The organism is Longimicrobium sp., from assembly GCA_036389795.1.
In the GTDB taxonomy this organism is placed as follows: Bacteria; Gemmatimonadota; Gemmatimonadetes; order Longimicrobiales; family Longimicrobiaceae; genus Longimicrobium.
In genome coordinates this window covers 1-17,423 of the sequence record DASVWD010000239.1, presented here as the reverse complement: position 1 = coordinate 17,423, position 17,423 = coordinate 1, and the positions used below count along the sequence as shown (strand labels likewise).

Below are 17,423 nucleotides of genomic sequence, written 5' to 3'. Positions count from 1 at the left end.
ATTCGCCGGCCGCCGCAGCAGGGCGAAGTCCGGTCGCAGCGCGGTCGAGGTCTCAACCCCAGCTTGAGGCTGTCGCAGACGTGTTTTCGCCTTCGTCCACAAGTGTCCGTTCCGGCGTCCGCCGGCTCCCGCTCGCGCTCTGCGCCTGCGCCGTCCTCCTCGCCGCGTGCAAGGAGGGGAACGAGCCCGAAGACCAGCCGAGCACCGTCCCCGGCCCCTCCGCCACGCCGCCCACCGAAGTGCGGGGCGCCGCCACGCCCGACGACGGGCAGTGGCTGATGGCGTCGAAGGACTACGCCAACACGCGCTTCAGCGGGCTCGCCCAGATCACCGCGCAGAACGTCGCCAGCCTCAAGCTGGCGTGGACCTTCACCACCGGGAACACGCGCGGCCACGAGGGCGCCCCCCTCGTGGTCGGCAACACCATGTACGTGGTGACGCCGTTCCCCAACTTCCTCTACGCGCTGGACCTCACCCGCCAGGGCGAGGTGAAGTGGAGCTACCGCCCGCCCTTCGAGCGCTCGGCGCCGGGGGTGGCCTGCTGCGACCTGGTCAACCGCGGCGCCGCCTACGCCGACGGGCGCCTCTTCTACGTCACCCTCGACAACCAGGCCGTCGCCGTCGACGCCGCCACCGGCCGCGAGGTGTGGCGCGTGAAGCTGGGCGACATCAACAGGGGCGAGACGATGACCATGGCCCCCCTGGTGGTGAAGGGGAAGGTCATCGTCGGCAACGCCGGCGGCGAGATGGGGGTGCGCGGGTGGGTCCAGGCGCTCGACGCCGGCACCGGGCGCACCGTCTGGAAGGCGTACAACACGGGCCCCGACCCCGACGTGCTGATCGGCCCCGGCTTCCGGCCCTTCTACGCCAGCGACCGGGGGAACAACCTGGGCGTGACCACCTGGCCGCCCGACATGTGGAAGACCGGGGGCGCCACCGTGTGGGGGTGGGTGTCGTACGACCCGCGGCTGGACCTGATCTACTACGGCACCGGCAACCCCGGCCCCTGGAACCCCGCCCAGCGCCCCGGCGACAACAAGTGGTCGGCCGGCATCTTCGCGCGCGACCCCGACGACGGGCAGGCGCGCTGGTTCTACCAGTGGGCCCCGCACGACCTGTTCGACTACGACGGGATCAACGAGAACATCCTGGTCGACCTCCCCATCGGCGGGCGCACCGTGCAGGCGCTGCTGCGCGCCGAGCGCAACGGCTACGTGTACGTGATGGACCGCGGCACCGGCCAGGTGCTCTCCGCCGACCCCTACGTCTACATCACCTCCACGAAGGGCGTGGACCTCAAGAGCGGCCGGCTCCAGTACGCCAGCGAGAAGGAGCCGCGCATCGGCGAGGTGACGCGCGAGATCTGCCCCGCCGCGCCGGGGGCCAAGGACTGGCAGCCCGCCGCCTGGAGCCCGCGCACGCGCCTCCTCTACATGCCGCACCAGAACCTGTGCATGGACTGGGAGTCGGTGGAGGCCAACTACATCGCGGGCACGCCGTTCGTGGGCGCCAACGTGCGCTTCTACGGCGGCCCCGGCGGCCACCGCGGCGAGTTCACCGCGTGGGACCCGGTGGGGCGCCGCGCCGTGTGGAAGCTCCGCGAGCGCTTCCCCGTGTGGAGCGGCGCGCTGGCGACCGCGGGCGACGTGGTGTTCTACGGCACGATGGACCGCTGGTTCAAGGCGGTGGACGCGCGCACCGGCAGGCTGCTCTGGCAGTTCCGCACCGGCTCGGGGATCATCGGCCAGCCGATCACCTTCCGCGGCCCCGACGGCAAGCAGTACGTGGCGATCTTCGACGGCGTGGGCGGCTGGTCGGGCGCCGTCGTCTCGGGCGACCTCTCGCCGCAGGACCCCACCGCGGGCGGCGGCTTCGTGGGCGCCATGCAGGACCTGCCGCAGTATACGAGCAAGGGCGGGACGCTGTACGTGTTCTCGCTGCCGTGAGGAGTGCGAAAGTGCGAGAGTGCGAGAGTGCGAAAGTGAACGGCGCCTGCGGGCGCGGGACCTCGCTCATGCGGGGGTCCCATCGCACTTTCGCACTTTCGCACTTTCGCACCTGGCTCCGCGGCCCGCGCGTGGCGCTGATCGCCGTCCTCGCGACGACGCTCTCCGCGTGCTCCGAGGGCAGGACCCTCCGCGTCTGCGCCGACCCCAACAACCTCCCGTTCTCCAACGCGGCGGGCGAGGGGTTCGAGAACCGCATCGCCGAGCTGGTGGCGCGCGACCTGGGGGCGAAGGTGCGCTACACCTGGTGGGCCCAGCGCCGCGGCTTCGTCCGCAACACGCTGCGCGCCGGCGCCTGCGACCTGGTGGCCGGCGTCCCCAGCAGCTACGAGCTGGTGCAGACCACCCGGCCCTACTACCGCTCCACCTACGTCTTCGCCTACCGCGGCGGCCGCGGGCTCCACCTCCGCTCGTTCGACGACCCGGCGCTGCGCACGCTGAAGATCGGCGTCCCCCTCCTGGGCGACGACTACGCGAACGCGCCGCCCGCGCACGCGCTGGCCCGGCGGGGGATCGTGGGCAACCTGCGCGGCTACAGCGTCTACGGCGACTACCGCGAGCCCAACCCGCCGGCGCGCATCATGGACGCGCTGGCGGCCGGCGAGATCGACGTCGCCGTGGTCTGGGGGCCGCTGGCCGGGTGGTGGGCGCGCGAGCACCGCGTCCCGCTGGAGATCGTCCCCGTGGAGCCGCAGGTCGACCTGCCGTTCTTCCCCATGGTCTACGACATCTCCATGGGCGTGCGCCGCGGCGACGCCACCCTGCGCGCGGAGGTCGACGAGGTGCTGCGCCGCCGCCGCGCCGAGATCGACGCGATCCTGGACCGCTACGGCGTGCCGCGCGTGGAGACGCCCCGGGTCGCGTCGGCACCATGACGAGGAAAGAGATCCGGATGCGCTGCTTCGCCCCGACGGTGCTGGCCCTGGCGGCCCTGCTCGCCGCCTGCGAGCGCGAGGACCGCGACTTCCGCGAGGTGCCGCCGGGCTCCGCGGCCGGGGGGATCGTGCGCACCAGCGGGCTGCAGGCGGGCCCGCCCACGCCCGAGGCCACCGCCACCGTCTACGAGGAGAACGCCTGGGCGGTCTCCGAGGGGAAGCGCCTCTTCTCGTGGTTCAACTGCGCCGGCTGCCACTCGCCGGGGGGCGGGGGGAGCATGGGCCCGCCGCTCATCGACGACCAGTGGATCTACGGGAGCGAGCCCGAGAACATCTTCCAGACGATCCAGCAGGGGCGCCCCAACGGGATGCCCTCCTTCAAGGGCCGCATCGGCACCGCCGACACCTGGAAACTGGTGGCGTACGTGCGCTCGCTCTCCGAGCTGACGCCCTTCGACACCTGGTCCGGCCGCGGCGACCAGCTGGAGGACGCCAACCCCGACCCGGAGCGCCGCGTCACCGTCAAGCCGCCCACGCAGGCGCCGCCGCCGTGAGGTCCGCCGTGCGCCGCGTCCTTCCCCTCCTCCGCCCCGCGCCCGCCGCCGCGGCCGCCGTCCTCCTCGCCGCGTGCGGGGGACGGCAGAACGTGCTGAACCCGGCGGGGATCCAGGCGGAGCGCATCGAGAACCTCTTCTGGCCGATGCTGGTGGTGGCCTCCGCCGTGTGGCTCATCGTCATGGCGGCGCTCCTCTACGCCGTCTTCCACCGCCGGCGCGACGAGATCCAGCCCGAGGAGAAGGAGCGGCGGATGCGGCGCGGGGTCACCACCGCCGTGGGCGCCACGGTGGCGATCCTGGTGGTCTTCCTCCTCCTGGACTTCTTCACCGGCCGCGCGGTGGCCACGCCGCAGAACCGGAACATCCTCACCATCACCGTCACCGGTCACCAGTGGTGGTGGGAGGCCACCTACGTGGACCCCGACGAGAGCCGGCACCTGACCATCGCCAACGAGATCCACATTCCCGTCGGCCGGCCCGTGCGGCTGATGCTGCAGTCCGACGACGTGATCCACTCGTTCTGGGTGCCCAACCTGCACGGGAAGAAGGACCTGATCCCCGGCTACACCACGCTCACCTGGCTGCGCGCCGACCGGCCGGGCGTCTACCGCGGCCAGTGCGCCGAGTTCTGCGGGCACCAGCACGCCAAGATGGGCCTGGAGGTGGTGGCCGAGCCCGAGGCCGAGTTCGCCCGCTGGTTCGAGCACCAGCTCACCAACGCGCGGCCGCCGGCGGACTCGGTGACGCGCAGGGGGCTCGAGGTCTTCCTGGGCAACGCCTGCGTGATGTGCCACACCATCCGCGGCACGCCGGCGGGGGGGAGCGTGGCTCCGGACCTCACGCACCTGGCCAGCCGCCGCACCATCGCCGCGGCCGTGCTGCCCAACAACCGCGGGCACCTGGGCGGCTGGATCACCGACCCGCAGCGGATCAAGCCGGGGACGCGCATGCCGGCCAACCCGATCGACCCGAAGGACCTGCACGCCCTGCTCAGCTACCTGGAGACGCTCCGATGAACCCACCGCCGAGCGGGGTGGCCGAGGAAAGGAAGGCGCAGCCGCCCGCGGGGCTCCTGGGCGAGCGGGAGACCGCCGAGCTGGACCGCGTCTGGCGCCGCAAGCCGGGGGTGGCGGGGTGGCTCTTCACCACCAACCACAAGGCGATCGCCGCGCGCTACGTCGTCACCACCTTCGTCTTCCTGGTGCTCGGCGGGATCGAGGCGCTCCTGATGCGCATCCAGCTCGCGCGCCCGGAGAACGGCTTCATCGGCCCCGACCAGTACGACCAGCTCTTCAGCACGCACGGCACCACCATGATGTTCCTCTTCGCCGTGCCCGTGATGGAGGCCATGGCGCTGTACTTCGTGCCGCTGATGCTCGGCACCCGCAACGTGAGCTTCCCGCGGCTGAACGCCTTCGGGTACTGGGTGTTCCTGATCGGGGGGGTCTTCCTCTACGTCAGCCTGCTGACCAACTCGGGCCCGGACAACGGCTGGTTCAACTACGTGCCGCTGTCGGGCCCCGAGTACGCGCCGGGGAAGCGCTCCGACATCTGGGCGCAGACCATCACCTTCACCGAGATCGCGGCGCTGGTGGCGGCCATCGAGCTGACCGTCACCATCTTCAAGATGCGCGCGCCCGGGATGTCGCTGAACCGCATCCCGCTCTTCGTGTGGTCGATGCTGGTCACCAGCTTCATGGTGCTCTTCGCCATGCCCACGGTGGCGTCGGGGAGCATGATGCTGGCGATGGACCGCATGATCGGCGTGGGCACGCACTTCTTCAACCCGGCCGAAGGGGGCGACGCGCTCCTCTGGCAGCACCTCTTCTGGTTCTTCGGGCACCCCGAGGTCTACATCATCTTCATCCCCGCCACGGGGATGGTCTCGGCCATGCTGCCGGCCTTCACGCGGCGCGAGGTGTTCGGCTACACGGCCATCGTGCTGTCGCTGGTGGCCAACGGCTTCGTGGGGTTCGGGCTGTGGGTGCACCACATGTTCGCCACCCCGATCTTCCAGATGGGGCAGAGCTTCTTCACCGCCGCCAGCATCATGATCGCCATCCCCAGCGGGGTGCAGATCTTCTGCTGGATCGCCACGCTCTGGGCGGGCCGCCCCCGGTTCGACACGCCGCTGCTCTTCATCCTGGGCTTCATCTTCCTCTTCGTGATCGGCGGGGTCACGGGGGTGATGCTGGCGTCGATCCCCTTCGACCTGCAGGCGCACGACACCTTCTTCGTGGTGGCCCACTTCCACTACGTGCTGATCGGGGGGGCGCTCTTCCCGCTCTGGGCCGCGTTCTACTACTGGTTCCCCAAGTTCACCGGCCGGCTGATGGACGAGCGGATGGGGAAGGTGAACTTCTGGCTCTTCTTCGTCGGCGTGAACCTCACCTTCTTCCCCATGCACTTCCTGGGGCTGATGGGGATGCCGCGCCGGGTCTACACCTACCTCGCGGGCACCGGCTGGGGCGACCTGAACCTGCTGGCCACGGTGGGCGCCTTCACCATCGCGCTGAGCGCGCTCGTCTTCGTGGCCAACGTGCTGAAGAGCCTGCGCGGCGGCACCCCGGCGGGCGACGACCCGTGGGGCGCCGACTCGCTGGAGTGGGCCACCAGCTCGCCGCCGCCGTCCTACAACTTCCTGCACATCCCCGTGGTGCAGGGGCGCTCGCCGCTCTGGCAGCAGACGGCGGACGCGCCGGTGGTGACGGGGCTCAGGACGGACCGGCGCGAGGTGCTGATCACCAGCACCATGGACGCCGACCCCGAGGCCCGCCACCCGCTGCCGGGCGACACGCCGTGGCCTTTCTTCGCGGCGCTGGCCACGGGGGCGCTCCTGATCGCGCTGGTCTTCACCCCCTGGGGCGCGGTGCTGGGGACCGTGCTGCTCTTCCCCTTCCTGGTGCTCTGGGGCCTGCCGCCGAAGCGCACGGAGGATCCCAAGGGATGACGCCCGAGCCGCGCCGCGCCACGCTCGACGTCTCCGGGCTGCCGGAGGTCGTCTTCGGCTCGAAGTCCGTGAACTGGTGGGGCACCCTCTCGTTCATGACCATCGAGGGCGCCACGCTGGCCATTTGCGCGGCCGCCTACCTCTACCTGCGCCGGAACTTCCTCACCTGGCCGCCGCCGCCGGTGCCGCTCCCGGACCTGCTGGTGCCGACCGTCAACCTGGTGCTCATCCTGCTGGTCATCGTCCCCCTGGCGTTCGTCCACCGGGCGGCGCTCCGGCGGGAGCTGGTCCCGGTGCGGCTCTGGCTCACGGTCGGGGCGGCGATGTCGCTGGCGGCCACCGTGCTCCGCTACTTCGAGCTGCGCTCGCTGAACGTGCGCTGGGACGAGAACGCCTACGGCTCGGTGGCCTGGCTGGTGCTGGGGGCCCACGCCACCCTGCTGATCGCGGACCTGCTCGAGACGGGGGTGTTCGCGGCGCTCTCCTACTCGTCGAAGTGGGAGGACAAGCACTTCTCCGACGCCGAGGACGCGGCGGTCTACCAGTACTTCCTGTCGCTGGTGTGGGTGCCGCTCTACTTCCTGGTCTACTTCTCCCCGCGATGGCTGTAGCCGAGACCGACGCGAGCGTGCGCGGCGAGACGCGCTTCGACCGCCCGCGGGGGTTCGTCCCCCTGTGGGTGGGGGTGCTGCTCCCCGCGGCGGCGTTCTTCCTGAACCTGCAGGTGGCGTACGCGCTGGTCCCCGTGGCGTGCCGCGACGGCGAGGTGTGGGTGCACCTGGCCAACCTGGTCTCCCTGGCGCTGGCGGTTGCGGGCGGGCTGCTGTCGCGCGCCCACTGGCGCGAGCTGGGGCGCGACTGGCCCACGGAGGGCGCAGGAACGCTCCCGCGCAGCCGCTTCCTGGCGATCGTGGGGATGGTGCTCGGCGCGTTCTTCGCGCTCATCATCCTGGCCCAGTGGGCGGGGACGGTGATCCTGCGGCCGTGCCAGCTGTAGTGAGTGCGAAGTGCGGGGTGCGATTCGGGCAGGGGCGGGTGAACCCGCGGCAACAACGGCGAGAAGCCTGCCTTCGCAGGCTGGTTCGGTGCGGGGTCGGCCTTCGACTCGGACGGCATGGTTTCCTGGAGCGTGGGCGCGTGCCGCCTGCGGAGCGGGAGCCCGGTAGCGGGAGACGGGTGATGCGCAGAACGGTCGGCGGGGCGTGGGCGGTGGCGCGCGGGGCGGCGCTGGCGGGGATCGTCGCGCTGGTGCTCGCGGGGTGCGAGGACTACCGCTCGCGCGACGCGGTGCGGCTCACGGGCGGCAACCCGCAGAAGGGGCGGGAGCTGATCGGCCGCTACGGGTGCGACGCCTGCCACACCATCCCCGGCGTCCCCGGCGCGCGCGGGCGGGTGGGGCCGCCGCTGGCCGGCGTGGCGAGCCGCATGTACATCGCCGGCGTGCTGCAGAACACGCCGCCCAACCTGGAGCGCTGGATCAAGGACCCGCCCGGCATCGACAGCGCCACCGCGATGCCCAACCTCCGCGTCACCGACGCCGACGCGCGCGACATCGCGGCGTACCTTTACACGCTGAGGTAACCTCAGGTATGGACACGAACGATGAGATCCTCAACAAACCATTTGGGGGGCTTCAGCGCGCCCTTGGAGCGGGCAAGTTCAAGCTGGATGCAGACCAGTCGCCGAGAGTTCGGCGTTTGATCCCGCTCTGGACGCCCATGAGCACAGTGCCTCGGTCCGAGCGCATCCAGATCGGTCTGCGGGGATCGCAAGAACCCCCCTACCGGCGAAACGCTCCCCGGGCGTAGGCCCTGTTGTCCCATACATCATCTCCTCCAACCACTCCACCGATGACCAATCCTCCCGACCTCCCGGATGAGGCCGAACGCCGTCGGCGGTTTTTCGCGGAAGTGAACGCCGCTTATGACGCGCTCAGGGCGGACCCCGCCGCCTGGGAAGAGGAGCTCGCGGAGCGGCGGGTCTGGGAGGCGACGCTGATGGATGGGTTGGAGGACGATCCATGGTACGACGACCCGCTGGAAGAGGCGGGATCGACCTAGCTCGCCGTGCCGCCCACCATCCCCTCCAGGCGGTCGCGGTAGCGGCGGGAGAGGCGCAACTCGGTGGCGTCGTTCAGCACCACGATGCAGTCGCCGGCGAACCAGGGGCGCACCTCCTTCACCCGGTCCAGGTTCACGATGGTGGAGCGGTGGATGCGCAGGAAGCGGCGCGGGTCGAGCTGCTCCTCCATCGACGCCATCGTCCCGCGCACCAGGTACTTCTGCTTCCCCACGTGCAGCCCCACGTAGTTCCCCTCGCTCTCGATCCAGTCCACGTCCTCGGCCTTCAGCAGCACCATCCGCTCGCCCTGCTTCACCAGCAGCCGCCCCGCGGCCGCGCCCGGCGGCGCCATGCGGCGGCCGAGCTCCTGCTGCCCCTGGGCCACGTGCTCCAGCAGCTCCACCAGCCGGCGCTCGTGGTCGCGCCCGGCGCGGTGGGCGCGCGTCTCGGCGCGGCGCAGCGCGGCCTGCAGGCGCTCGGGGTCGAAGGGCTTCAGCAGGTAGTCGAGCGCGTGCACCTCGAAGGCCTGGATGGCGTACTGGTCGAAGGCGGTGACGAACACCACCATCGGCAGCGGGCCCGGCTCCAGCGCGCGCAGCACCGCGAAGCCGTCCATCTCGGGCATCTGCACGTCCAGGAACACCAGGTCGGGGCGGAGCTCCCGGATCGCCCGCACCGCCTCCCGGCCGTCGCCGCACTCGCCCACCAGCTGCACCGTGGGCTCGGCGGCCAGGAGCCGCAGCACGCGCCGGCGCGCCAGCGGCTCGTCGTCGACCACCAGCGTGCGCAGCCTCACCGGGCCTCCACCAGGCGCGGCGCCTCGCGCGCGGGCGCGTCCGCGGCGCGGCGGTAGGGGACCTCGACCGTGGCCAGCGTACCCCCGCCCGGCGCGGCGGCCACCTCGAAGCGGTGCCGGTCTCCGTAGAGCTGCGTGAGCCGCGTGCGCGTGTTGCCGAGCCCCACCCGCTCGCGCACCCGCGGGGGGAGCCCGCGCCCGTCGTCGGCCACGGTGAGGCGCAGCACGTCGCCGTCCCTCTCGGCGCCCAGGACGATGCGCGCCGGGCGGGCGCGGGGCGCCACGCCGTGGCGGATGGCGTTCTCCACCAGCGGCTGCAGGATGAGCGAGGGGACCAGCGCGTCGAGCGCGCCGGGGTCCACGCGCGTCTCCACGGTGAGCCGGTCGTGGAAGCGCGTGCGCTCGATCTCCAGGTAGGCGCCCACGAACTCCAGCTCGCGCGCGAGCGGCACCTCCTGCCCGGCCTGGCGGTCGATGCTCATGCGCAGCAGGTCGCCGAGCCGCGTGATGGTGCGGTCGGCGGCGTGCGGGTCTTCGTGCACCAGCTCGGAGATGGAGTTGAGGGTGTTGAAGAGGAAGTGCGGCTGCAGCTGCATCTCCAGCGCCTGCAGGTGCGCGCGGGCCAGCTGCGTCTCGAGCTGCGAGGCCCTGAGCTCGCGCTCGCGGGCGCGGCGCCAGTAGTCGAGCGCCAGGGCGGCCACCACGGCCATCCAGTACACCTGCACGTTGTTGTGCACCGTCGAGGCGAGCCAGCGCGCGAGCGCCGGGTCGGGCACGGGCCAGGTGGCGGTGACCACCACCCACCCCACCAGGCTGCTCACCACCGCCAGCGGGAGCGAGGCCCCCAGGTGCACCGCCCAGGGGAGGAGGCGGCGGCCCAGGCGGAAGCGCAGCGCCAGGTGGAGGATGAGCGGGGTGTAGAGGGTCCACAGCGCCACGTCGGCCACGGTCTCCAGCAGGTGGGGCCCGAAGATCTGGCGCGCGGTGAAGGGCGGCTTCTCGGCCACGCCGATCTGCACGTAGAGGCGCGAGAAGAAGAAGAGGTCCACGGCGCTCCAGAAGGCGAGCCCCAGCAGCAGGTCGCCCCGGATCCGCTTCCACCTTCCTCCCGCGCCCGCCTCGCTCGTCTCCACGCCTCGCTCCGGTCCTCGCCGTTCCCGCGCGACCGGGATCGGCCGCGTGGCAGGAAGGTGCGGGCGGCGGGCGGGCGCCGTCCAGTCATTCGGATTTCGGGGTGTGTTCGGGAAACGGGTGCTCTCCGCTCGTCCCGCGCGTCCACCGCTCGTCACCCGCCGACACGTCCCGTCCCGTTCCGGTACCTGCGCGGCCGCCCGCGGTGCTAAGCTGTTAGCGCCGGGCAGCAGTCCGGCGAGTGGAGAGAGCACCGTCCTCCGCGGCTCGATAACGCCGACGCAACCCCCACTTCAAAGCCCTCATGCGCTTCTCCGGGTGGGCACGGCTGAGGGCCGCGGGGGCGGACTCCACGTGAGACGCCGGTCCAGGCGGGAAGGATGGAGGCTTTCTAGGCTTCCCGAGACAGGATAGAATCGCGCTGCGGCGCCCGCGCGCCGGCGGCGCCCCGACCCGAGCGGCCCCGGCCGCGCGGAGGATGGCCGGTCCCACCCGCCGGCCCGCTCCCCGCCGCGCCGGGGCTTGCTCCGTTGGGGGTGGGTCTGGGTGGGGAAAGGCGGGTGAACCCGCGGCTACAACGGCGAAAAGCCCGCCTGCGCGGGCTCCTTCGGTGTGGGCGCGGGTTCGGCGCGGGTGGCAGGCGCCGCACGGGCGAGGCAGGTTGCTCCCTCGCATCGATACTCGCCCCGTCGGCGCGAAGCGCGCGGGCGCAGCCCGCCAGTCCGCGCAGGCGGACTTCGTGTGGTCGTTGCAGCGAATTCATTCGCCCGGCCAGCCGGCCAGCCATCACCAGGATCCGAATCGATGATCCGGACCCCGTACCTCCTCCGCTCGCTCCGCCCGCTCCTCGCCGCCGTCCTGGTCGCCGCGCCGGCGTGCTCGCCGGCGGTGCGGGCGCAGCGGGCGGCGGCCGCGGCGCCGTCCGTCCGCCGGGTGGACGCGGCGCTGGTGGCGCGGCTGCAGGCGAAGCTCGACAGCATCCACGCGGCGGGGCATTTCCCCGGGGCCACCGCCGGGATCGCGCTGCCGGACGGGACGGTGCTCGGGCTGGCGACGGGTCAGTCCGACACGGCGCGCGACCTGGCGATGCGGCCGGCGGACCGGATGCTCTCGGGGAGCGTGGGGAAGACGTACGTGGCTGCCGTCGCCCTCCAGCTGGTGGGCGAGGGGAGGCTGGGGCTCGACGACCCGATCGCGAAGCATCTCGGCGCGGAGCCGTGGTTCGGGCGGCTGCCGAACGCGCGGGACGTGACCGTGCGGATGCTGATGAACCACACCAGCGGGCTGGTGCGCTACGAGCTGAACGAGCGCTTCCTGCGCGACCTCTCCGCCGATCCCGACCGGGTGTGGACGCCTCAGGAGCGGCTGGCGTACCTCTTCGACGCGCGGGCGCCGTTCGCGGCGGGGCAGGGGTGGGACTACTCCGACACCAACTACATCGTCCTGGGCGCCATCATCGAGCGGATCACCGGCTCCACGCTGTACGCGGAAGTGGAGCGGCGGGTGCTCCTGCCCCTCGGATTGGCGAACACGGTGCCCTCCGACAGCCGCCGGATCAACGGACTGGCTCAGGGGTATGCGGGCCCCGGCAATCCCTTCGGCGGCGCGGACGCGATGATCGACGCCCAGGGGCGCTTCGCGGTCAATCCCCAGTTCGAGTGGGCGGGCGGCGGCTTCGCCTCCACGGCCGAGGACCTGGCGCGGTGGGCGAAGGCGCTCTACGAGGGGCGGGCGTTCCCACGGGCGCTGCTCGACAAGGCGCTGGTGGGGGTCCCCGCCCCGATGCTCGGGCGCGAGGCGCGGTACGGGCTGGGCGTCATCGTCCGCCCCACCCCGCTCGGCGTCACCTGGGGGCACAGCGGCTACATGCCGGGCTACCTCACCGAGGTGCGCTACTGGCCCGAGCACGGCGTGGCCGTCGCCTTCCAGGTGAACACCACGGCGGAGGGCGCCCTGGGCCGCGGCCCGGGGCAGGTCGTCACCGAGCTGGCGCGCATCGTGGTCGAGTCGCTCCCCGCCGGGAGCCGGGGCCGGTGAGCGAAGCGCGGCGCCGCGTCACCGCGGCCGAGGCGCTGGCCACGCTGCCCGGGCCGGGCGGCGAGCGCTTCACCACGCAGCTCGAGCACGGCTCGCTGGTGGTGGAGGTGTACGCGCCGCGCGGGACGGACCCGCAGCAGCCGCACACGCGCGACGAGGTGTACGTGGTGATCTCCGGGACGGGGTGGTTCGTCAACGGCGCCGACCGGCACGTCTTCGGGCCCGGCGACGTGCTCTTCGTCCCGGCCGGCGTCGTCCACCGCTTCGAGGACTTCTCGGACGACTTCGCCACCTGGGTGTTCTTCTACGGCCCCGAGGGCGGGGAACGGCCCGGCGAGGGCCGAACCTCCTGACCATTCCTTTCGAACGAGTCTCGACGGATGAAGCGCATCTCCCTGGCCGTTCTCGCCGTCCTGGCGCTCGCGCCCGCGGCCCCGCTCCGCGCCCAGCAGACCACCGGCGCCGCGGCCGAGGCCGAAGTCGCGGCCACGATCCGCCGCCTCTTCGACGGGATGCGCGCGGGCGACAGCACCGTGGTCCGCTCCGTCATGCACCCCACGGCGCGGCTGATGACGACGGGCGTGCGCCCCGACGGGCAGACGGGGGTGCGCGTGGACTCGATCGAGGCCTTCGTGCGCACGGTGGGCACGCCGCACGACGTGGTGTACGACGAGCGTATCGACGGGCTGGAGGTGCGGGTGGACGGCCCGCTGGCCACGGCGTGGATGCGCTACACCTTTTACGCGGGCGACCGCCTGTCGCACTGCGGGGTGAACGCCTTCCAGCTCTTCCGCGCCGCGGACGGGTGGAAGGTGATCCAGGTGACCGACACGCGCCGGCGCGAGGGGTGCCCGGAGCTGCCGCCGACCCGGGGCCGGTGATGAGCCGTCGCAGGACCCCCGCCCGCCGCGTGGACGCGCGGGAGCGCAGGCGCGGCCTGAAGCGCGCGCTGCTGGCGGCGCTGGTGCCGCCGCTGGTGGTGGGCGGCTTCATGCTGCAGAGCGCCGTGAGCGACGGCGCGCAGCTCTTCCAGGAGGTCTTCGCGCGCGTGTACGCGCTGGGCGCCGACCAGGTGCCCGAGGACAGCCTGTACGAGATGGCGGCGCGCGGGCTGCTGCGCCGCATCGGCGACCCGTACGCGGACCTCTACTCGCCCGAGGAGCTGGCCGACTTCCAGCGCGAGAGCCTGCGCAACGGCTACGGCGGGCTGGGGATGCTGGTGGAGGTGGTGCGCGACACCGCCACGGTGATGCGCGTCTATCCGCAGACGCCCGCCGAGGGCGCGGGGGTGCGGGTGGGCGACCGCATCGTGGAGGTGGACGGGGTGCGGGTGACGGGGGTGCCGCTGGACCGGGTGACGGCGCGGCTGCTGGGGCCGGAGGGGACCACCGTGCGCGTGGCGCTGGTGCGCCGCGGCGAGGCCGCGCCGGTGCGCATCGAGGCGCGCCGGGCGGTGGTGCACATCCCCGTGGTCCCCTACGCGCTGATGCTGGACGACCGCATCGGCTACCTGCCGCTGGACCGCTTCAGCGAGAGCTCGGCCGAGGAGGTGTACCGGGCGGTGGCGGGGCTCCGCAAGGCGGGGGCGCGGGCGTTCGTCCTGGACCTGCGCGGCAACGGCGGCGGGAGCCTGGACCAGTCGATCCGCGTCAGCAACGTGTTCGTGAAGCGGGGGCAGGAGGTGCTGCGGGTGGTCTACCGCAACGTCCCCACCGAGGTGTACCGCGCGGCCGCCGACCCGCTGGCGCCGGCCGAGCCGGTGGTGGTGCTCACCGACGAGGGGACGGCGTCGGCGGCGGAGATCGTGGCGGGGGCGCTGCAGGACCACGACCGCGCGGTGGTCGTCGGCGAGCCGACCTTCGGTAAGGGGCTGGTGCAGGACCTCTTCCCGCTGGAGGGCGGGTGGGCGCTCAAGCTGACCACGGGGAAGTGGTACACGCCCAGCGGCCGCTCCATCCAGCGCGAGCGCAAGCTGCTCCCCGACGGCTCCTTCGCGCCCGAGGACACGCTGCCGCCCTCGGACTCGGCGCTGGCGGCGCGGCCGGTGTTCCACTCCGACCAGGGGCGGCCCGTGTACGGCGGCGGGGGGATCACCCCGGACGTGGTGGTGCGCTCCGACACGCTGGCGGGGCCCGAGCGCGCGCTGGCGCGGGCGCTCTCGGCGCGGGCGTCGGCGACGAACGAGGTGCTCTCGGAGCTCACGCTGGAGCTGGCGAGGACGGCCCGGCCGGACTTCGTGCCGGGGCCGGAGTGGCGCGAGCAGCTCTTCGCGCGGCTGCGCAGGGAAGGCGTGGCGGTGGAGCGGGGGCAGTTCGACGCGGGATCCGGGTGGATCGACCGGCTGCTGGAGGACCGCGTGGCCTCGCTGGCGTTCGGCGACTCGGCCAGCTTCCGCCGGGCGGCGGCGCGCGACGACCAGCTGCAGGCGGCGCTCGGGCTGCTGCGCGGGGCCGCCACCCAGGCGGAGACCTTCGCGCGGGTGCCGCGGCCGGTGCCGGCGCCGGTCCCCGCGACGGCGGCGGCGCGCAGCCGGGGCTGAGCAAGCAGGCCCCCGCTGTCCCATGCACGATCGCGGACTTTGGCGCGGCCGCGGGGGCCCTCACCCGCCGCCTTAGAGCGGCAACCCTCTCCCAACTTCGGGAGAGGGTGGACTTTACGGGGCCCTGCGGGGACGGGGGATGGTGCCGCCTGTTCCCTGTAACCTGTCCCCTGTTCCCTGAAGTTGCATGAGGGATGCGCGCCCGGAGGGCCGGGACACGGGCGCGCCGGGGGTTTGGCGCGACCGGGGCCCGGCGCCGTTGGGCACAGTCGTATCGTGCCCTACGGCGCGCGCAGCCCGGCCCGGAGCGCAGCGGAGGGACATGCCCGAACCGGGCGGTTCGCAGTGTCTTGTCGTTTTCTCGGGCGCGGCGTGCGCCCCGTTCCCATCACCAGGAGTTCCGTTCCGTGAAGATCCACGCAGGTTCCACCGGCGCGCTGGCGCTCGCGCTGCTCGCGGGGCCGGCGCTCGCGCAGGCGCCGGAGCATCCGCTCAAGCACCCGCCGCGGCCCACCTCGGCGGCCATCACCGCGGCCGACGCGATGACGCACGTGTACGTGCTGGCCGACGACTCGATGATGGGGCGCGAGTCGGGCACGCGCGGCAACGTGATGGGCACCGACTACATCGCCCGCCAGGCGCGGCGCATCGGCCTGGAGCCGGCCGGCGAGGGCGGCACCTTCTTCCAGACCATCCCCCTGGTGCGCCGCGGGGCGGACCGGAGCGCCGTGCTCACCGTGGACGGGCAGCGCCTGGCGTTCGGGACGGACTTCGTGCTGATCCCCTCGGTGCCCGGCGCCTTCACCTTCGGCGAGCGGCTGGCGGCCAGCGGCACGCAGGTGGTCTACGGCGGCCGCATCGGCGACCCCGGCATGATCTCGCCCGAGCAGGCGGCGGGGAAGCTGGTGGTGTTCGCGGCGCCGGCGGGGCCGGACGGGCGCCCGAGCTGGCGCTTCTGGACGGCGGCGCCGCTGGGGCGCTACGCCACGGCGGCCGGGGTGGCGATCGCGTCGATGGACGTGACGCCGCCGCCGGTGCTGGGCTTCTTCACCGAGCCGCAGCTCATGCTCTCGCAGGCGGGCCACCAGCAGCCGCAGGCGCCGGCCGCGCCGGCGGCGGTCCTGGTGACCGCCGCGGCGGCCGAGAAGCTGCTGGGCGCGCCGCTGGCGGGCCTGCAGCCGGGCGCGGCGGGGAAGGCGGTGAGCGGCACGGTGGCGTTCACCGAGACGCCGGCCGAGCACCCGGCGCGCAACGTGGTGGCCGTCCTGCGCGGGAGCGACCCGCGGCTGCGCGGCCAGTACGTGGCCATCGGCTCGCACAACGACCACGACGGCGTGGCCCCGGGCGCGCTGGACCACGACTCCCTCCGCGCGTTCAACCGCGTGCTGCGCCCCACCGGCGCCGACCAGCAGCCCGACAGCGCCACGGCGGCCAAGGCGGCCGAGGTGCAGCGGGTGCTCCAGGGGCTGCGCGCCGAGCGCCCCGCCCGGCGCGACTCGATCTTCAACGGCGCCGACGACGACGCGAGCGGGACGGCGGCGATGCTGGAGATCGCGGAGTACCTGGCGGCCAACCGGCCGAAGCGCTCGGTGCTCTTCGTGTGGCACACGGCCGAGGAGAAGGGGCTGCTGGGCTCGGAGTGGTTCACCGAGCACCCCACGGTGCCGCGCGACTCGATCGTGGCGCAGCTCAACATCGACATGGTGGGCCGCGGCCGCGCCGACGACCTGCAGGGCGGCGGCGCCGGCTACGTGCAGCTGGTGGGCTCGCGCCGGCTCTCGACGCAGCTGGGCGACCTGATCGAGCAGGTGAACACGTCGGCCAGCCACGGCTTCACCTTCGACTACTCGTGGGACGCCAACGGGCACCCGGCCAACATCTACTGCCGCAGCGACCACTACAACTACGCGCGGTGGGGGATCCCGGTGACCTTCTTCACCACGGGCGGCCACTTCGACTACCACATGCTCACCGACGAGCCGCAGTACCTCGACTACGAGAAGCTGGCCAAGGTGAGCCGCCTGATCGCCGACGTGGCGAAGGCGGTGGGCGACCGGCCGGAGCGGCTGGTGGTGGACAAGCCGAAGCCGGACCCGTACGGGCAGTGCCGGCAGTAGCCGCAGGGGACGGGGGATAGCTACAGCCTGCCCTCCTTTTCCTGCCGCGACGGATCGCCCCGGCCGCCGGATCTTCCGGCGGCCGGGGCGTTTTCGTGTTCTGTCGATTCGACTGGCCGCCGTTCGAGACCCGTGTCCGGAATGTCTCACGCAGGGTCGGCAGAGGTAGTAGAGAACACATCGCCCGATTGGTCTTCCTCTGCTACCTCTGCGTGATACCATTTCGCAGGGAATCGTTCGGGTATCAGCCCTGAAAAGGTCTCACACAGAGGGCACAGAGAACACAGAGGAACAGCGGAGAGATTGAAGTTCTCTCCGTGTCCTCCGTGTCCTCTGTGTGATGCCAATCTGTTT

At 72.6% G+C, this 17,423-nt stretch carries 16 protein-coding genes; 14 read left to right on the top strand and 2 right to left on the bottom strand.

The features are described from left to right. Nucleotides 1-80: 80 nt before the first annotated feature. The 9 genes from VF746_28095 (at nucleotide 81) to VF746_28055 (ending at nucleotide 8,448) form a co-directional block, all read left to right on the top strand. On the top strand, nucleotides 81-1,946 hold the full coding sequence (locus tag VF746_28095) for a methanol/ethanol family PQQ-dependent dehydrogenase (GenBank protein ID HEX8696313.1): 1,866 nt from the start codon (nucleotides 81-83) through the stop codon (nucleotides 1,944-1,946). A gap of 131 nt (nucleotides 1,947-2,077) precedes the next feature. Continuing rightward, on the top strand, nucleotides 2,078-2,881 hold the full coding sequence (locus VF746_28090) for a substrate-binding domain-containing protein (GenBank protein ID HEX8696312.1): 804 nt from the start codon (nucleotides 2,078-2,080) through the stop codon (nucleotides 2,879-2,881). Nucleotides 2,882-2,898: 17 nt separating this feature from the next. Next, complete coding sequence (locus tag VF746_28085) at nucleotides 2,899-3,435, top strand: c-type cytochrome (protein ID HEX8696311.1); 537 nt, start codon at nucleotides 2,899-2,901, stop codon at nucleotides 3,433-3,435. Next, nucleotides 3,432-4,454 (top strand): cytochrome c oxidase subunit II, encoded by a 1,023-nt coding sequence (gene coxB, locus VF746_28080; GenBank protein HEX8696310.1) that lies wholly within the window; start codon nucleotides 3,432-3,434, stop codon nucleotides 4,452-4,454. The genes VF746_28085 and coxB overlap by 4 nt, the downstream gene beginning before the upstream one ends. Further along, nucleotides 4,451-6,388 carry a cytochrome c oxidase subunit I gene (ctaD, locus tag VF746_28075; protein ID HEX8696309.1) on the top strand — a complete coding sequence of 646 codons (1,938 nt, stop codon included), beginning with the start codon at nucleotides 4,451-4,453 and terminating at the stop codon, nucleotides 6,386-6,388. The genes coxB and ctaD overlap by 4 nt, the downstream gene beginning before the upstream one ends. Then, nucleotides 6,385-6,999 (top strand): cytochrome c oxidase subunit 3, encoded by a 615-nt coding sequence (locus VF746_28070; GenBank protein HEX8696308.1) that lies wholly within the window; start codon nucleotides 6,385-6,387, stop codon nucleotides 6,997-6,999. The genes ctaD and VF746_28070 overlap by 4 nt, the downstream gene beginning before the upstream one ends. Beyond that, entirely contained in the window at nucleotides 6,990-7,385 is a 396-nt protein-coding gene (locus VF746_28065) for a hypothetical protein (protein HEX8696307.1), read from the top strand. The genes VF746_28070 and VF746_28065 overlap by 10 nt, the downstream gene beginning before the upstream one ends. Before the next feature lie 182 nt (nucleotides 7,386-7,567). Next, nucleotides 7,568-7,969, top strand: coding sequence for a c-type cytochrome (locus VF746_28060; GenBank protein HEX8696306.1), 402 nt, complete (start codon nucleotides 7,568-7,570; stop codon nucleotides 7,967-7,969). Nucleotides 7,970-8,238: 269 nt separating this feature from the next. Beyond that, a complete protein-coding gene (locus VF746_28055; GenBank protein HEX8696305.1) occupies nucleotides 8,239-8,448 on the top strand; it encodes a hypothetical protein in 210 nt (69 codons plus the stop codon). On the opposite strand, the gene VF746_28050 is transcribed toward VF746_28055, so the two are convergent. Further along, a complete protein-coding gene (locus tag VF746_28050; GenBank protein HEX8696304.1) occupies nucleotides 8,445-9,245 on the bottom strand; it encodes a LytTR family DNA-binding domain-containing protein in 801 nt (266 codons plus the stop codon). The two genes, VF746_28055 and VF746_28050, sit on opposite strands and share 4 nt — an antisense overlap. Next, nucleotides 9,242-10,378, bottom strand: coding sequence for a histidine kinase (locus VF746_28045; GenBank protein HEX8696303.1), 1,137 nt, complete (start codon nucleotides 10,376-10,378; stop codon nucleotides 9,242-9,244). Before VF746_28045 ends, VF746_28050 begins: the two co-directional genes overlap by 4 nt. An 802-nt stretch (nucleotides 10,379-11,180) precedes the next feature. Between VF746_28045 and VF746_28040 the strand changes: the two genes are divergently transcribed. From VF746_28040 to VF746_28020, 5 genes are all read left to right on the top strand, one after another. After that, entirely contained in the window at nucleotides 11,181-12,413 is a 1,233-nt protein-coding gene (locus tag VF746_28040; GenBank protein HEX8696302.1) for a serine hydrolase domain-containing protein, read from the top strand. Next, on the top strand, nucleotides 12,410-12,766 hold the full coding sequence (locus VF746_28035; protein ID HEX8696301.1) for a dimethylsulfonioproprionate lyase family protein: 357 nt from the start codon (nucleotides 12,410-12,412) through the stop codon (nucleotides 12,764-12,766). Before VF746_28040 ends, VF746_28035 begins: the two co-directional genes overlap by 4 nt. Nucleotides 12,767-12,793: 27 nt before the next feature. Further along, nucleotides 12,794-13,294 carry a nuclear transport factor 2 family protein gene (locus VF746_28030; GenBank protein HEX8696300.1) on the top strand — a complete coding sequence of 167 codons (501 nt, stop codon included), beginning with the start codon at nucleotides 12,794-12,796 and terminating at the stop codon, nucleotides 13,292-13,294. Then, on the top strand, nucleotides 13,294-14,952 hold the full coding sequence (locus tag VF746_28025; GenBank protein HEX8696299.1) for a S41 family peptidase: 1,659 nt from the start codon (nucleotides 13,294-13,296) through the stop codon (nucleotides 14,950-14,952). Before VF746_28030 ends, VF746_28025 begins: the two co-directional genes overlap by 1 nt. Before the next feature lie 407 nt (nucleotides 14,953-15,359). Continuing rightward, a complete protein-coding gene (locus VF746_28020) occupies nucleotides 15,360-17,069 on the top strand; it encodes a M28 family peptidase (GenBank protein ID HEX8696298.1) in 1,710 nt (569 codons plus the stop codon). Nucleotides 17,070-17,423: the final 354 nt, after the last annotated feature.

What these genes read in the sequence shown, in the direction of transcription:
- VF746_28025 (HEX8696299.1), top strand. Translation starts at nt 13,294, where the DNA reads ATGAGCCGTCGCAGGACCCCCGCCCGCCGCGTGGACGCGCGGGAGCGC.
- VF746_28040 (HEX8696302.1), top strand. Translation starts at nt 11,181, where the DNA reads ATGATCCGGACCCCGTACCTCCTCCGCTCGCTCCGCCCGCTCCTCGCC.
- VF746_28070 (HEX8696308.1), top strand. Translation starts at nt 6,385, where the DNA reads ATGACGCCCGAGCCGCGCCGCGCCACGCTCGACGTCTCCGGGCTGCCG.
- VF746_28060 (HEX8696306.1), top strand. Translation starts at nt 7,568, where the DNA reads ATGCGCAGAACGGTCGGCGGGGCGTGGGCGGTGGCGCGCGGGGCGGCG.
- VF746_28055 (HEX8696305.1), top strand. Translation starts at nt 8,239, where the DNA reads ATGACCAATCCTCCCGACCTCCCGGATGAGGCCGAACGCCGTCGGCGG.
- ctaD (HEX8696309.1), top strand. Translation starts at nt 4,451, where the DNA reads ATGAACCCACCGCCGAGCGGGGTGGCCGAGGAAAGGAAGGCGCAGCCG.
- VF746_28065 (HEX8696307.1), top strand. Translation starts at nt 6,990, where the DNA reads ATGGCTGTAGCCGAGACCGACGCGAGCGTGCGCGGCGAGACGCGCTTC.
- VF746_28085 (HEX8696311.1), top strand. Translation starts at nt 2,899, where the DNA reads ATGCGCTGCTTCGCCCCGACGGTGCTGGCCCTGGCGGCCCTGCTCGCC.
- VF746_28030 (HEX8696300.1), top strand. Translation starts at nt 12,794, where the DNA reads ATGAAGCGCATCTCCCTGGCCGTTCTCGCCGTCCTGGCGCTCGCGCCC.